Source organism: Naumannella cuiyingiana (genome assembly GCF_013408305.1).
Lineage (GTDB): Bacteria > Actinomycetota > Actinomycetes > Propionibacteriales > Propionibacteriaceae > Naumannella > Naumannella cuiyingiana.
Window position 1 is genome coordinate 2,154,505 of the sequence record NZ_JACBZS010000001.1, and the last position, 13,313, is coordinate 2,167,817.

Genomic DNA, 13,313 nt, shown 5'->3' on the forward strand with positions numbered 1-13,313 from the left:
GGAAGGAAGGAAAGGGGTGGGGCCCGCCCGAGTGACGTCCCGATCCTTCGGGCGGGCCCCGCAAGGGGTGTCGGAGTGGGGGACTCCGACGGAGGGGATTCCTTGCTTGGAATAACGAACGGGGAGGATGGTTGTTCCCGACATGGGCGAACTTTCTCCGGCACTGTCCGTTCTCGACCTGGTCCCGGTCCGGCAGGGCCAGAGCAGCGGCCAGGCGGTCGCTGCCAGCACCGAGCTGGCGCGCGTCGCCGACGGGCTCGGCTACCGGCGCTACTGGGTGGCCGAGCACCACAACATGCCGGCGGTCGCCGCCACCAACCCGCCCGTGCTGATCTCGCTGATCGCCGCGCGTACCGAACGGATCCGCGTCGGGTCGGGCGGCGTGATGCTGCCCAACCACACGCCCCTCGTCGTCGCCGAGCAGTTCGCGCTGCTGGAGGCCGCCTACCCCGGGCGGATCGACCTCGGCATCGGGCGGGCGCCGGGCAGCGACCCGGTGACCAGCTACGCGCTGCGGCAGGGGCGCAGTGACGAGGCCGTCGCCGAGTTCGACTCCTATGTCAACGACGTCATCGCCTGGCTGCAGCCGGGCGGGGTGAGCCTGGACCTCGCCGGGCGGGCGTACCACCTGAGCGCCACGCCCAGCGCCAGCACCGCCCCGCCGGTCTGGCTGCTCGGGTCGTCGGACTACTCCGCGCGGCTGGCCGCCAAGCTCGGCCTGCCCTATGTGTTCGCCCACCACTTCGCGGGCCGCGGCACCGGGGAGGCGCTCGATCTCTACCGCTCGCTGTTCACCCCGGGCGAGGTGGCGGAGCCGCAGACGTTCCTGACGGTGAATGCGGTCGTCGCGGAGACCGAGGAGGAGGCGGTACGCCTGGCTCGGCCGCAGTTGCTGTCGATGATCGCCCTGCGGACCAATCAGCCGCTGCGCGCGCAACTGAGCGTGGAGGAGGCGCTGCTGACGGCGATCCCGTCGGCGCACACGCCGCTCGCGGAGTCGATGGCGCAGTCGTGGCTGATCGGTACGCCGGAGCAGGTCCGGGCCCGGATCGCCGACCTCGCCGAGCGCTACGGGGTGGACGAGGTGATGATCAACCCGATTGCCGGGGCGAGCGCGGAAGCGCCCGCCGACCGGGTTCCCGATCGCGAGCGGACCCTGGAGCTGCTCGCCGGCGCGTGATCAGCCGATCCGGACACCGGTCAGCCGGGCGGCGTCGAGCCCGGCCCAATCGGCGTCGGTGTCGAGGGTGGCCAGCGTCGCCGTCGGGTAGCGGCCGTCGATCGCCTCGAGGGCGGTCGGGTCCGAGCCCGGGCCGGCCAACTGGTGGGCCAGGCCCGGGATGCCCGGCGCGTGGCCGATGACGAGCAGCGAGCCCGGCGGCATGGCGGCGATCTCGGCCAGCAGCTCGTCGGGTGAGGCCTGGTAGACGGCGTCGCTGAACTCGACCGGCGCGCCGAGCCCCAGTCCGGCCAGCGTCTCGCGGGTGCGCGTGGCGGTCGAGCAGAGCACCTGATCGATCCGGATCCCGGAGTCGCGCAGGTACTCGCCGAGCGCCGCGGCCTGCGCGTGGCCGCGCTCGGTCAGCGGCCGCTGATGGTCGGTGCGGCCCGGTGAGAACTCCGCGGCCTTGGCATGGCGGAGCAGGTGCAGTCGTGCCATGGCCCGAGCCTATGTGGGCCCGATCGGGCGGGTGCGACGGGCGGGTCAGGCCTTGCGCGCCACCAGCACGTCGCGCCGGATCGAGGCGTCCACCCGATGGGCGAGGCGCCGCCAGGGGCCGTGGTCCTGCGGTTCGAGACCGGCGGCGGCGACCAGGCCGGCCAGGTCCTCGCGCCGCAACCCGTGGGTGTTCCACGAGATGCCCAGCGCGCCGCCGGCCCGCAACTGTCCCGCCCAGACCCCGACGGCCTCGCCCAGCAGGGTGGCCGGCGAGCGTTCCCGGTCGCGGCCCGTGCTCGACCCGTGCACGACGCCGTAGGGCGCGTCCACCACCACCGCGTCGAACCGCCGCTTGCCGAACAGCGCCGCCGAGTCGCGGGTGTCACCGGTGAACACCGTCAGCGACAGCTCCCGCGCGCCCTCGGGCCGCACCGTCGCCTCCAGCTTCTTGCCCAGCGACCGGCCTTCTCGGCGTACCGGAACCTGCTCGACCCGGTGCTTGAGCCGCTTGCGCCGCAGCCAGGTACGCAGGAAGGCCGAGAACTGCTCCACGGCCTTCGGGTCCGCCTCCACCCCGGCCGCATCGTGACCGGCCCGCCAGGCCGTCGTCAGCGTGGTGCCGCGCCCGCACATCGGGTCCAGCACGCTGCGCGGGCCGGGCGGTCGGTCGACGGCGGCCAGGGTGACGTCGAGCAGCAGCCGGGTGAACTGCTCGTTGGTCTTGCCCTGGTACTTCGGGATCGTCACCAGGTCCTCGTCGAGTACGCCGTCTCGCTCCAGCGTCACCGGGCGCAACAGATCGTCCGGCAGCAGGGCGAACATGGCGAAGGTCCCCGACAGCCGGCTCGGCACGTCCTCCAGATCGAAGATCAGATAGTCCACCCCGCCGATCGCCCGGGTGTGCACCTCGCGTGCCTCGGGCCGGCAGATCTCCAGCTCGGCCGCGGCCAGCTCGGCGACCGATTCGCCGTAGGCCCGGTTCGCCGAGGGGGAGAGCAGCATCGCGTACCGCATCAGAAGATGATCACCGCCAGCCCCATGCCGACCAGCGCCGCCAGCCAGCCGCCGATCAGGTTCAGCGCGATGTTGATCAACGCGAGTCGGTGGCGCCCGCTGCGCAGCAACCGCGCGCTGTCCAGCGAGAACGTCGACCACGTGGTCAGCGCCGCGCAGAAACCGCTGGTCAGCAGGTAGTAGCCGTTCAGGTCCGAGATCCCGGCCGCTGCGCCGAAGATCAGGCTCCCCAGCAGGTTGGCGATCAGGATTCCGCGGGGGAGTACGCCGGGATCATCGCTCGCGAAGCGCGCGTCCAGCATCGCCCGGCAGATCGCGCCGAATGCGCCACACACGGCCAGCAGGATCCAGAACGCCATCAACGCCCCCGACCGCGCAGTCGCAACCCGGCCTCCAGCCCGCCCCAGGCCGCGATCACACCGAGAACCACCTGGCCGATGATCAACAGCAGCAACCAGGGGTCGGGGCGGGCCGCGAACAGGCCGGTCATGCCCGAGAGGGTGGTGAAGGCGCCGAGGAAGCCGGTGCCGGCGAGCGGCAGCGCCCACGCCGCAGCCCGGTGATCACGCAGCGCGCCGACCAGCAGACCGAGCCCGAAGGCGCCGACCACATTGATCGCGGCGACCACCAGGGTCGGGTCGCCGAGCGTGCTCAGTGCCTGCCGGGCGACCACGCCCGCGGCGCCGCCGATCCCGACGAGGGCCAGCGTCCGGACGGGCAGGCCCGGCCGGTCACCGGACCCGGCCGAGCCGGAGCCGTCCATCGCAGCGCCGCTCAGTAGTGGTTGACGTGCTTGTGCTCGAAGGACGTGCCCTTGGCCCGCTCGACGCTGTTGCGGATCTCACCCTCGGCGGACTCGCGGTTCTCCCAGTGCGCGCCCTCGACCGACTTGCCGGGCTCGAGGTCCTTGTAGACCGTGAAGAAGTGCTCGATCTCCAGCCGGGCCAGCTCCGGGATGTCGTCGAGATCGCGCAGGTGGTTGCGGCGGATGTCGGCGGTCGGCACGCACAGCACCTTGTCGTCGCCGCCCGCCTCGTCCTTCATCCGGAACATGCCGATGGCGCGGCACTCGATCAGGCAGCCGGGGAAGGTCGGCTCGGGCACCAGCACCAGCGCGTCGAGCGGGTCGCCGTCCTCGCCGAGGGTCCCTTCGATGAATCCGTAGTCCGAGGGGTACTGGGTCGAGGTGAACAGCGTCCGGTCGAGCCGGATCCGGCCGGTCTGGTGATCCAGCTCGTACTTGTTCTTGGTGCCCTTGGGAATCTCGATGGTCACATCGAAGGTCATCGCCGTCGGCGGAGCCTGCTGCTCGTCGGACTCGCTGGACTCGTATTCTTCGGTCACCCGTAACCTTTCTCTACCATTCTGGTCTCCGGCTCGAGAGTAGCGGGCCGACTGTGCTATCGCAGAATGGCGGCCGCGGTGATCAGCCCCGCGCCCGCCCGTCGCGCCGCACCCGAGAGGACCGCCGTGCCCGATCCCGCCACCCGATCCGCCGGGCGCTGGGCCCTGCGCGCCGCGTCGCTCGCCGCCGCCTCGGTGCTCGCGATCGCGCTGCTGGTCGGTTTCGCGACCGGTGCGCTGCCGGCCGGCATCCAGGGCGCCGCGCGCGCCGCCGGCCTGGTCGCCCCGCGGGGTGCGCCGACCGTGGCGCCGACGCTCTTCGACGAGGCGGCGCCCGGCCCGTCCGCGGCGGCCACCCCGGATCCGGTGCTGCCCGCCGTCACCCCCGCGGGGCCGCCCGACGCCGATCGGGTACGCGAGCGGCTGGCGGCCGCCGGGCGTACCGGAGGCCAGACCGGCGCGGTGGTGATCGATGCCGGCTCCGGCGAGCAGGTGTATGCGGCAGACGGCGACCGGCCGATGATCCCGGCGTCCACCCTGAAGTTGCTGACCACCGCGGCCGTGCTCGGCGCGCTCGGGCCCGAGCACCGGTTCGCCACGTCGGTGGTGCTGGGCGACGGCGCCGAGCCGGCCGCCGATGCCACTCCCGCTGCAACGCCCGCACCGCCGCGCCGGATCGTGCTGGTCGGCGGGGGAGACCCCTATCTCGCCGGCGGCGACCCGCGCACCGACCGCGGCAGCATCGGCGAGCTCGCCGGTGAGACCGCCGAGGCGCTCAAGGCGGCGGGGGCGACGAAGGTCGACCTGGACTTCGACACGTCGCTGTTCGCGGGGCCGGCGTGGAACGAGACCTGGCCGGACGGCTATCGCGACCAGGTCACTCCGATCAGCGCGCTGTGGCTGGACGGCGGTGTGCGGTCGGACGGTACGCGGCCCGGCGATCCCGCGAAGGAGGCCGCCGACGCGTTCGCGAAGGCCCTGCGCGGCAGCGGGATCGAGGTGGGCAAGGTCGCCGCCGGCGCCGCCCCCGATGGGGCCGAGGCGATCGCCCGGGTCGAGTCGATGCCGCTGGCGCTGATCGTCGAACGGGTGATCAGCACCTCCGACAACAATGCCGCGGAGATCCTGCTCCGCCAGGTCTCCGTCGCGGGCGGGGGAGACGGCTCGTTCGCCGACGGGGAGGCCGCGGCGGCCCGGGTGCTGCGCCCGCTCGGCGCCTGGTCCGATGCCGTGCGGATGCGCGACGGATCCGGGCTGTCGCGGGAGAACCGGCTGCCGACCGAGGTGCTCACCCGCGCGCTCGGGCTGGGCGTCTCCGGCGACCCGAAGTTCCGCAGCCTGCTGACCGGGATGAGCGTGGCCGGCGCCGAGGGCACGCTGCGCCAGCGTTTCGTCGAGGACGGCACGAGCGCCGGACGGGGCGAGGTGCGTGCCAAGACCGGCACGCTGCGCCAGGTGCACACGCTGGCCGGCTATGTGGTGGCCCGCGACGGGACCCTGCTGGTCTTCGCGTTCATGGTCAACAACGACGCCGTGCAGAACGACTACGCCAACCGGACCTGGCTGGAGAAGATGTCCGCCGCGCTGGCCGGTTGCGGCTGTCGCTAGGTTGGCCGGGGGTACGCCTCGGCGTACCCCGTTCTTGCCCGGCCCGCGGAACCGCACGCGGGCGGACTGCGCCGAACGGAGCACGGATGGACATCGCCGGGGCGATCGACTACGACGCGGCGCTGGCGACGGCGCTGCGGCTCGTTCCACCGGGACCTGCACTCGGTGCCGCGGAGGCGCGGGCCGTGGTCGCCGAGCTGCGCGACGCGGCCGGGCGGGCCGGCGCGCACGTCGGCGAGACCACCGGCCTGCGGGTGCCGGCCGGCGATCCGCCGGTGGTGGTGATCGACCGGCCGGGCTGGTTGCGGGCGAATCTGGCGACGCTGCGCGGTCTGCTCGGCGAGGGCGACGGCGAGCCCGGCGGCCTGGTGGCGAAGCTGTCGGCCGTCGAGGTCGGCGCGATGCTGGCCTGGCTGTCCACGCGGGTGCTCGGACAGTTCGACCCGTTCGGCAGTCCGCGCCGGCTGATGCTGATCGCCCCGAATGTCGTGCACGTCGAGCGCCGGCTCGAGGTCGATCCGGCGGACTTCCGGCTCTGGGTTTGCCTGCACGAGGAGACCCACCGGGTGCAATTCGCCCACGCGCCGTGGCTCGCCGATCACCTGCGCGGGCTGCTGCGCTCCTTCCTCGACGGGATCGACGTCGACGCGTCCATGATCGCCATGATCATGGAACGGGTACGCCGCGGCGCCGGCGCGACCGGTTCCCTGTTGGATCTGGTCACCGACGAGCGCCAGCAGCGCCAACTCGACCAGATCATCGCGGTGATGTCGCTGGTCGAGGGCCATGCCGACGTGATCATGGACGAGGTCGGTCCGGCGGTGGTCCCCTCCGTCGCGACCATCCGGCGCCGTTTCGACGCGCGTCGCAGCGCCGGCGGTTGGTCCGGGCTGGCCCGACGACTGCTCGGCATGGAGGCGAAGATGCGCCAGTACGCCGAGGGCGCGGCCTTCTGCCGAGCGGTGCTGGCCGAGGTCGGCATGGCCGGGCTGAATCACGTCTGGACGTCGCCGAACACCCTGCCGGGCGCGGCCGAGATCGCCGATCCGAAGCTGTGGCTGGATCGGATGCGGCACCTGCCGCGTGCCTGATCAGTCGGCCGCGCGGTCGGCGAGGGCGCCGATTCCGGCGATGATCAACTCCAGGCCGAACCCGAACGGCCCGTGCTCGCCCAGGTCGAAGTCGCCGAGCAGCTCGGCGAGCCCGGGCGCCGCCTCGGAGATCAACTCGCTGGCCTGTGCCGCCGGATCGCCGCCGCGTTGGCGGAACTCCCACTGCTCGTAGGCGTCGGCGGTCACATACAGCGAGAGCCGTTCGATGGCGGCCGCCGCGATGCCGCTCGGCAGGCCGGCGTCGACCAGCGCGCGGATGGTCTGCTCGAAGGCCGCCAGGGAACGCTCCGTGGTGATGATCGAGCCGAACTGCACCGACGCGATGTCGCCGTGGGCGACCAGCACCCGGTGCATCCGCCGGTAGTAGTCCTCGAGATCGCCCCGCCAGTCGCCCGTGCCCCGGAATGGGCCGACCTCGGCCATCACGACCGCATGCGCGAGTCCGAGGATCTCGTCGCGACCGGTGACGTGGGCGTACAGGCTGGGGGCCTGGATGCCGAGCTCGCCGGCGACCCGCCGCATGGTCACGGCGCGGGTGCCCTCGGCGTCGATCACGGCCAGGGCGACGCGGCCGATGCGGTCGCGCGTCACCGGTTCGCGGGTCTCTCGGGCCATGACCGACATCGTACTTGCCTCCTAACGCTGTTAGGTGCATAGTGATGAGCGTCAACCTAACAACGTTAGGAAACGTCGACCCGGAGAATCCCATGAACGCATCCGACACCACAGATTCCCTGACCAACGACGAGCTTCCCGGCCGATCGGCACCGCCGAGGCCGCAGGCCACGTCGGCCAGGAGCGCCGGGCTCGGCGCCGTGTTCTGGCTGGCCTTCGCAGGCATCCTGCTCGGCGAGATCCTCGACCTCCTCGACACCCTCGTCACCACCGTCGCCGGGCCGCCGATCCTGCGCGACCTCGGCGGGACGCCCGCCGGGCTGCAGTGGCTGTCCGCGGGCTACACCCTCGCCCTGGCCGGCGGCGTGCTGATCGGTGGCCGGCTCGGCGACCGATTCGGACGCAAGCGGCTGTTCCTGATCGGCATGGCGGGCTTCGTCGCCGCCTCGCTGATCGCGGCGCTCTCGCCCAGTCTCGACGTGCTGCTCGGCGCCCGCTGCGTGCAGGGGCTGCTCGGCGCGCTGATGTTGCCGCAGAGCTTCGGGCTGATCCGCGATGTCGTCCCCCGCGAGCGCCTGGGCGCGGCATTCGGGGCGTTCGGCGTGACCATGGCGCTGTCGGCACTGGCCGGGCCGCTGCTGGCCGGCGCCCTGGTCAGCGCCGACCTGTTCGGCCTCGGCTGGCGCGCGATCTTCGCGATCAACATCCCGCTCGGCATCGCCGGCCTGCTGATCGGTACGCGCTTCCTGCCCGCGTCCCGGCCCGACCGCACGCTCGGCATCGACTACCTCGGCTGCGCCCTCGGCGTGCTCGCCATGGTCTGCCTCGTCTTCCCCCTGGTCGAGGGGCCCGAGCTCGGCTGGCCGTGGTGGTGCTTCGCCCTGTTCGGCGCCGCCGCGCTTGCCGTGGTGATCTTCGTGGTCCAGCAGCGCGGGCGCTCCGCGGCCGGGCGCGATCCGCTGGTCCTGCCGTCGCTGTTCGGCAAGATCGCCTTCACCGGCGGCCTGGGGATCAGCATGTTCTTCTTCACCGCCTTCATGGCCTCGTCGTTCGTCCTGGCGGTGCTGTTCCAGATCGGGCTCGGGCTGACCCCGCTGTTCTCGGCGCTCGCCATGCTGCCGCAGGCCGTCGGCATGATCGTCGGGCTCAAGGGCTCGGGCAAGCTGGTCTCCGGCCGCTCCCGGCTGCTCGCCGGGTTCGCCGTGGCGGGTCTCGGCCAGGCGACCCTGGCCGCCACCCTGCTGCTCGGCGGCGCGGCCCTGCAGGCATGGTGGCTCGCGCCCGGCCTGTTGATCACCGGCATCGGGTCCGGAGCCGCGATGGGCCCGATCTTCGATGTGATCATCGGCGGCGTGGACGAGGCCGAGACCGGCTCGGCCTCCGGCGTACTCAACGCCACCCAGCAGATCGGCGGCGCCACCGGGGTGGCCGTGCTGGGCACCGTGCTGTTCGCGGTGTCGGGCGTCGCCGGCTACGCCGCGGGGGCCGCCGCGGCGTACGGGGTCAGCCTGGTGCTGGTGCTCGCGGCGCTGGCGCTGGCAGCCCGCATCCTGCCGCGCGATCCGGTCGGCCGGAACTGAGGCGAGGCCGGGCGGCACAATGGTCGGCATGGCTCGCCGGGCGCTCGGACCGAACGCGCTGGCGGTCGTGCAGGCGGTCCGCGCGGGGCTGGACGGCGAGCCCGGCCCGGTCACCGTCGGCTGCTCCGGCGGCCCCGATTCGCTCGCGCTGACCGCGGCCGCCGCGCATGCGGTCCGCGAGCTGCGGGTGCTGATCGTCGACCACGGCCTGCACCCGGGCTCGGACGCCGTCGCGGAGGCGGTACGCCGACAGCTCCGCGCCTGGCAGGCCGACGGGCCGCTGGCCGACGCCCCCGGCGGACCCCCGCGGCTGGAGATCCTGCTCGCCCGGGTCACCGGCACCGGCGGACGGGGCGGGCCGGAGGCCGCGGCGCGACGGGCCCGCTACCGGGTCTTCGAGGACTCGCTCGCGCTGAGCGGTGGCGTACTGCTGCTCGGCCACACCCTCGACGACCAGGCCGAACAGGTGCTGCTCGGCCTCGCCCGCGGCTCGGGGACGCGCTCGCTCGCCGGCATGCCCGCGGCCCGCGGGCCCTACCGCCGCCCGCTGCTCGGCCTGCGGCGCGCGCAGACCGAGGCCGCCTGCGCCGAGTTCGGGCTCGAGCCGTGGCACGACCCGCACAATGCCGACCCGAGCTTTGCCCGGGTGCGGGTGCGTACCCGCGTCCTGCCCGTCCTGGAGGCCGAGCTCGGGCCCGGGGTGGCCGAGGCGCTCGCGCGTACCGCCGATCAGCTCGCCCAGGACGAGGACCTGCTCGGCGGCCGGGCGGGCGAGCTGGCCGAGATCGAGGTGCTGCCCGTCGCGCTGCTCGCCGGCGAGCACCCCGCGATCCGGCGGCGGATGCTGCGGGCCTGGCTGCTGCGCCGGGGCGCGGCGGACCTGTCCGCGACCAACATCGCGGCCGTCGACCGGCTCGTCACCGACTGGTCCGGGCAGCGTTTCGTCGAGGTCCCGGGGCTGCGGATCGGGCGCAGTGCCGGAATGCTGCAGGTTGTGCCAGAGTGAGCCTTCGTGGACATCTCCGACATCTCCGGTGACATCGAACACGTGCTCTACACCCCCGAGCAGATCCAGGAGCGGCTGCGCGAACTCGCCGAGCAGGTCGACTCCGACTACGCCGACTCCGACCCGCTGCTGGTCGGCGTGCTGACCGGAGCCGTGATGGTGATGGCCGACCTGTCGCGCGCGCTGCGTACCCACTGCACGATGGACTGGATGGCGATCTCCTCCTACGGGTCGGGTACGCAGAGCTCCGGCGTCGTGCGCATCCTGAAGGACCTGAACACCGACATCTCCGGGCGCGACGTGCTGGTCGTCGAGGACATCATCGACACCGGCCTGACGCTGTCCTACCTGGTCTCGAACCTGCGCTCGCGCGAGCCGAACAGCCTCGAGATCATGACCATGTTCCGCAAGCCGGAGGCGCTGCAGAACAGCGTCGACGTGAAGTACGTCGGCTTCGACATCCCCAACGAGTTCGTCGTCGGCTACGGGCTGGACTACGACGGTCGCTACCGCAACTACACCGGCCTCGGCACGCTGAAGCCCGAGGTCTACTCCTGACCCGGGCCGGATCGCCCGCCGCGACTCTTGTCAGCCGTGGGCGAAGCGATGCGGGTCGGGCCCGCGCGGCCGGGTAGTCTCGTGGTGCTCACCCGTCACCGTCAAGGCTGCCCATGAATCTTTCCAAGCTGTTCCGGGGTCCCATCCTGTGGATCCTGCTCGCCCTGCTGGCGCTGGTCATCGTGTTCGATCTGGCCGGCCGGGCCACCGGGTTCGAGGAACAGCCGACCTCCCAGGTCGTGCAGATCATCAATTCGCCCGAGCCGCTCGCCGAGGTGGAGCTCATCAACGGTGAGCAGGAGATCCGGGTGACCACGGCCGGGCCGGAGCCACGCAAGATCAAGACGAACTGGGTCGGCGGGCAGGCCGACCAGATCGTGCAGCGGCTGGAGCAGCGGGTCAGCGACGGTACGCTGCAGACCTGGCGGGTGACGAACCCGCAGCCCAACTTCTTCACCGCCGTGCTGCCGTGGTTGCTGCCGTTGCTGATCATCGGCGTGCTGTTCTTCTTCCTGATCAACTCCGTGCAGGGCGGCGGCAGCCGGGTGATGCAGTTCGGCAAGTCCAAGGCCAAGGTCGCGAACAAGGACACCCCGAAGAACACCTTCTCCGACGTGGCGGGCGCCGACGAGGCAATCGAGGAGCTGCAGGAGATCCGGGAGTTCTTGTCCGAGCCGGCGAAGTTCCAGGCCGTCGGCGCCAAGATCCCCAAGGGCGTGCTGCTCTACGGGCCGCCCGGGACGGGCAAGACGCTGCTCGCCCGCGCCGTGGCCGGCGAGGCGAAGGTCCCGTTCTTCTCGATCTCCGGCTCCGACTTCGTCGAGATGTTCGTCGGTGTCGGCGCCTCCCGGGTGCGCGACCTGTTCGAGCAGGCCAAGGAGAACGCGCCGGCGATCATCTTCATCGACGAGATCGACGCCGTCGGCCGGCACCGCGGCGCGGGCATGGGCGGCGGCCACGACGAGCGCGAGCAGACCCTGAACCAGTTGCTGGTCGAGATGGACGGCTTCGACGTGCGCGGCGGCGTGATCCTGATCGCGGCGACCAACCGGCCCGACGTGCTCGACCCGGCGCTGCTGCGGCCGGGCCGCTTCGACCGGCAGATCGCCGTCGAGGCGCCGGACCTGGCCGGGCGTACCCGGATCCTGCAGGTGCATTCCCAGGGCAAGCCGATCGAGGACGCGGTCGATCTTGCGTCGGTGGCCCGGCGTACCCCCGGATTCACCGGTGCTGATCTTGCCAATGTGCTGAACGAGGCGGCGCTGCTGGCCGCGCGGTCCAACCGACAGATGATCACCAACGAGTTCCTGGACGAGGCCATTGACCGGGTGATCGCCGGCCCGCAGAAGCGCAGCCGGCTGATGAACGACCGGGAGAAGTTGATCACGGCCTATCACGAGGCCGGCCACGCGCTGGTCGCCGCCGCGATGCCCGGCACCGACCCGGTGCAGAAGGTGACGATCCTGCCGCGCGGGCGGGCGCTGGGCTACACGATGGTGATGCCGGACAACGACAAGTACTCCAACACCCGCAACGAGCTCCTTGATCAACTCGCCTACATGATGGGTGGCCGCGCCGCGGAGGAGCTGGTCTTCCACGACCCGACCACCGGCGCGTCCAATGACATCGAGAAGGCCACCAAGGTGGCCCGGGCGATGGTCACGGAGTACGGGATGACCGAGCGGCTCGGCGCGATCCGTCTCGGCTCGGGCGAACACGAGCCCTTCCTCGGCCGCGAGATGGGCGGCGGCGGGGGCCGCGACTACTCCGAGCAGATCGCGGCGATCGTCGACGCCGAGGTCGCCAACCTGGTCTCGACCGCGCACAACGAGGCGTTCCGGGTGCTGGAGGCCAATCGCGATGTGCTGGACGAGCTGGTCCGCCAGCTCTTCGAGAAGGAGACCCTGGACAAGGCCCAGGTCGCCGCGGTGTTCGAGCGGCTGCGGCGCTGGCCCACCCGGCCCGCCTGGACCGGTTCGGAGGACCGGCAGCCGAGCGACATCCCGCCGGTGCAGCCGCCGCCGCGGCCGGTGCAGCCCGAGATCGAGCACGTGCCGGCCGGCGCCCCGCTGCCGCCCGGCCACGGGATCGGCGGCGGCGCGCCGGGTGGCGACCACCCGGGGCCGAGCTACCCGGGTCCCTATCCCGGTCCGCAGCCGGGCCCGCCCGGCCCGCCCGGCAGCGGCGGCCCGCAGGGCCCGACCGGCGTGAACTGATGGGGCAGGTCGATCACGAGCGGGTCGTCGCCGCGGTCCGCGAGATCCTGATCGGCATCGGCGAGGACCCCGACCGCGAGGGCCTGCGAGAGACCCCGGGGCGGGTCGCCCGGGCCTATGTCGAGATGTTCGCCGGGATCGGCGCCGAGCCGGAGGAGGCGCTGAGCACCACCTTCGACCTCGGCCACGACGAGTTGGTGCTGGTCACCGACATCGAGTTGTGGAGCGTCTGCGAGCATCACCTGCTGCCGTTCACCGGGGTGGCGCATGTCGGCTACGTGCCGGCCCCGGACGGCCGGATCACCGGATTGTCGAAGCTGGCCCGCCTGGTGGACCTGTATGCCAAGCGGCCGCAGGTGCAGGAGCGGCTGACCACCCAGATCGCCGACGCGCTCGTCGAGGGGCTGCAGCCGCGGGGCGTGATCGTGGTGATCGAGGCCGAGCACCTGTGCATGACCATGCGCGGCGTCCGCAAGCCCGGAGCCAAGACGATCACCAGTGCGGTGCGCGGCCAGTTGCGCGATGCCACCACCCGCGCCGAGGCGCTCGCGCTGATCCACGGCCGACGCTAGTCCGGGCGTACCCGGTCGCGGGAACCGT

General features: G+C 72.3%; 14 protein-coding genes. 8 read left to right on the plus strand and 6 right to left on the minus strand.

Annotated elements, in window-relative coordinates; all coding sequences use genetic code 11:
• The first annotated feature begins 127 nt into the window (after window positions 1-127).
• Window positions 128-1,180, plus strand: a complete 1,053-nt coding sequence (locus tag GGQ54_RS09965; protein ID WP_246292601.1) for an LLM class flavin-dependent oxidoreductase — start codon at window positions 128-130, stop codon at window positions 1,178-1,180.
• On the opposite strand, the gene GGQ54_RS09970 is transcribed toward GGQ54_RS09965, so the two are convergent.
• The 5 genes from GGQ54_RS09970 to GGQ54_RS09990 are packed head-to-tail and all read right to left on the minus strand — an operon-like array spanning window position 1,181 to window position 3,961.
• Window positions 1,181-1,660: a SixA phosphatase family protein gene (locus tag GGQ54_RS09970; RefSeq protein ID WP_179445244.1), complete on the minus strand. Its 480-nt coding sequence runs from the start codon at window positions 1,658-1,660 to the stop codon at window positions 1,181-1,183.
• 45 nt (window positions 1,661-1,705) lie between these two features.
• On the minus strand, window positions 1,706-2,674 hold the full coding sequence (locus GGQ54_RS09975) for a TRM11 family SAM-dependent methyltransferase (protein ID WP_246292603.1): 969 nt from the start codon (window positions 2,672-2,674) through the stop codon (window positions 1,706-1,708).
• Complete coding sequence (locus tag GGQ54_RS09980) at window positions 2,674-3,033, minus strand: fluoride efflux transporter FluC (protein ID WP_179445245.1); 360 nt, start codon at window positions 3,031-3,033, stop codon at window positions 2,674-2,676. Before GGQ54_RS09980 ends, GGQ54_RS09975 begins: the two co-directional genes overlap by 1 nt.
• Window positions 3,033-3,437 carry a fluoride efflux transporter FluC gene (locus GGQ54_RS09985; RefSeq protein WP_179445246.1) on the minus strand — a complete coding sequence of 135 codons (405 nt, stop codon included), beginning with the start codon at window positions 3,435-3,437 and terminating at the stop codon, window positions 3,033-3,035. The genes GGQ54_RS09980 and GGQ54_RS09985 overlap by 1 nt, the downstream gene beginning before the upstream one ends.
• 11 nt (window positions 3,438-3,448) lie before the next feature.
• Window positions 3,449-3,961, minus strand: coding sequence for an inorganic diphosphatase (locus GGQ54_RS09990; RefSeq protein WP_179446544.1), 513 nt, complete (start codon window positions 3,959-3,961; stop codon window positions 3,449-3,451).
• 183 nt (window positions 3,962-4,144) lie between these two features.
• On the opposite strand from GGQ54_RS09990, the gene dacB reads away from it, so the two are divergent.
• Complete coding sequence (gene dacB, locus GGQ54_RS09995) at window positions 4,145-5,626, plus strand: D-alanyl-D-alanine carboxypeptidase/D-alanyl-D-alanine endopeptidase (RefSeq protein ID WP_179445247.1); 1,482 nt, start codon at window positions 4,145-4,147, stop codon at window positions 5,624-5,626.
• Between the two features lie 86 nt (window positions 5,627-5,712).
• A complete protein-coding gene (locus GGQ54_RS10000; RefSeq protein ID WP_179445248.1) occupies window positions 5,713-6,717 on the plus strand; it encodes a zinc-dependent metalloprotease in 1,005 nt (334 codons plus the stop codon).
• Here the strand turns inward: GGQ54_RS10000 and GGQ54_RS10005 are convergent, their stop codons facing one another.
• Window positions 6,718-7,353 carry a TetR/AcrR family transcriptional regulator gene (locus GGQ54_RS10005; protein ID WP_179445249.1) on the minus strand — a complete coding sequence of 212 codons (636 nt, stop codon included), beginning with the start codon at window positions 7,351-7,353 and terminating at the stop codon, window positions 6,718-6,720. It lies immediately after the preceding gene.
• Between the two features lie 92 nt (window positions 7,354-7,445).
• On the opposite strand from GGQ54_RS10005, the gene GGQ54_RS10010 reads away from it, so the two are divergent.
• The 5 genes from GGQ54_RS10010 to folE all read left to right on the plus strand — a co-directional run bounded on the left by GGQ54_RS10010 (window position 7,446) and on the right by folE (window position 13,285).
• A complete protein-coding gene (locus tag GGQ54_RS10010) occupies window positions 7,446-8,933 on the plus strand; it encodes an MFS transporter (protein ID WP_179445250.1) in 1,488 nt (495 codons plus the stop codon).
• Between the two features lie 28 nt (window positions 8,934-8,961).
• Complete coding sequence (gene tilS / locus GGQ54_RS10015) at window positions 8,962-9,939, plus strand: tRNA lysidine(34) synthetase TilS (protein WP_179445251.1); 978 nt, start codon at window positions 8,962-8,964, stop codon at window positions 9,937-9,939.
• 6 nt (window positions 9,940-9,945) lie between these two features.
• Window positions 9,946-10,497 (plus strand): hypoxanthine phosphoribosyltransferase, encoded by a 552-nt coding sequence (hpt, locus tag GGQ54_RS10020; RefSeq protein ID WP_179445252.1) that lies wholly within the window; start codon window positions 9,946-9,948, stop codon window positions 10,495-10,497.
• Window positions 10,498-10,610: 113 nt separating this feature from the next.
• Window positions 10,611-12,713, plus strand: coding sequence for an ATP-dependent zinc metalloprotease FtsH (ftsH, locus tag GGQ54_RS10025; protein ID WP_179445253.1), 2,103 nt, complete (start codon window positions 10,611-10,613; stop codon window positions 12,711-12,713).
• A complete protein-coding gene (gene folE, locus GGQ54_RS10030; protein WP_179445254.1) occupies window positions 12,713-13,285 on the plus strand; it encodes a GTP cyclohydrolase I FolE in 573 nt (190 codons plus the stop codon). The genes ftsH and folE overlap by 1 nt, the downstream gene beginning before the upstream one ends.
• The last annotated feature ends 28 nt before the right edge of the window (window positions 13,286-13,313 follow it).

What these genes read in the sequence shown, in the direction of transcription:
- GGQ54_RS10000 (WP_179445248.1), top strand. Translation starts at nt 5,713, where the DNA reads ATGGACATCGCCGGGGCGATCGACTACGACGCGGCGCTGGCGACGGCG.
- folE (WP_179445254.1), top strand. Translation starts at nt 12,713, where the DNA reads ATGGGGCAGGTCGATCACGAGCGGGTCGTCGCCGCGGTCCGCGAGATC.
- GGQ54_RS09990 (WP_179446544.1), bottom strand. Translation starts at nt 3,961, where the DNA reads ATGACCTTCGATGTGACCATCGAGATTCCCAAGGGCACCAAGAACAAG.
- GGQ54_RS09980 (WP_179445245.1), bottom strand. Translation starts at nt 3,033, where the DNA reads ATGGCGTTCTGGATCCTGCTGGCCGTGTGTGGCGCATTCGGCGCGATC.
- GGQ54_RS10005 (WP_179445249.1), bottom strand. Translation starts at nt 7,353, where the DNA reads ATGGCCCGAGAGACCCGCGAACCGGTGACGCGCGACCGCATCGGCCGC.
- tilS (WP_179445251.1), top strand. Translation starts at nt 8,962, where the DNA reads ATGGCTCGCCGGGCGCTCGGACCGAACGCGCTGGCGGTCGTGCAGGCG.
- GGQ54_RS10010 (WP_179445250.1), top strand. Translation starts at nt 7,446, where the DNA reads ATGAACGCATCCGACACCACAGATTCCCTGACCAACGACGAGCTTCCC.
- GGQ54_RS09970 (WP_179445244.1), bottom strand. Translation starts at nt 1,660, where the DNA reads ATGGCACGACTGCACCTGCTCCGCCATGCCAAGGCCGCGGAGTTCTCA.
- GGQ54_RS09975 (WP_246292603.1), bottom strand. Translation starts at nt 2,674, where the DNA reads ATGCGGTACGCGATGCTGCTCTCCCCCTCGGCGAACCGGGCCTACGGC.
- ftsH (WP_179445253.1), top strand. Translation starts at nt 10,611, where the DNA reads ATGAATCTTTCCAAGCTGTTCCGGGGTCCCATCCTGTGGATCCTGCTC.
- GGQ54_RS09965 (WP_246292601.1), top strand. Translation starts at nt 128, where the DNA reads ATGGTTGTTCCCGACATGGGCGAACTTTCTCCGGCACTGTCCGTTCTC.
- GGQ54_RS09985 (WP_179445246.1), bottom strand. Translation starts at nt 3,437, where the DNA reads ATGGACGGCTCCGGCTCGGCCGGGTCCGGTGACCGGCCGGGCCTGCCC.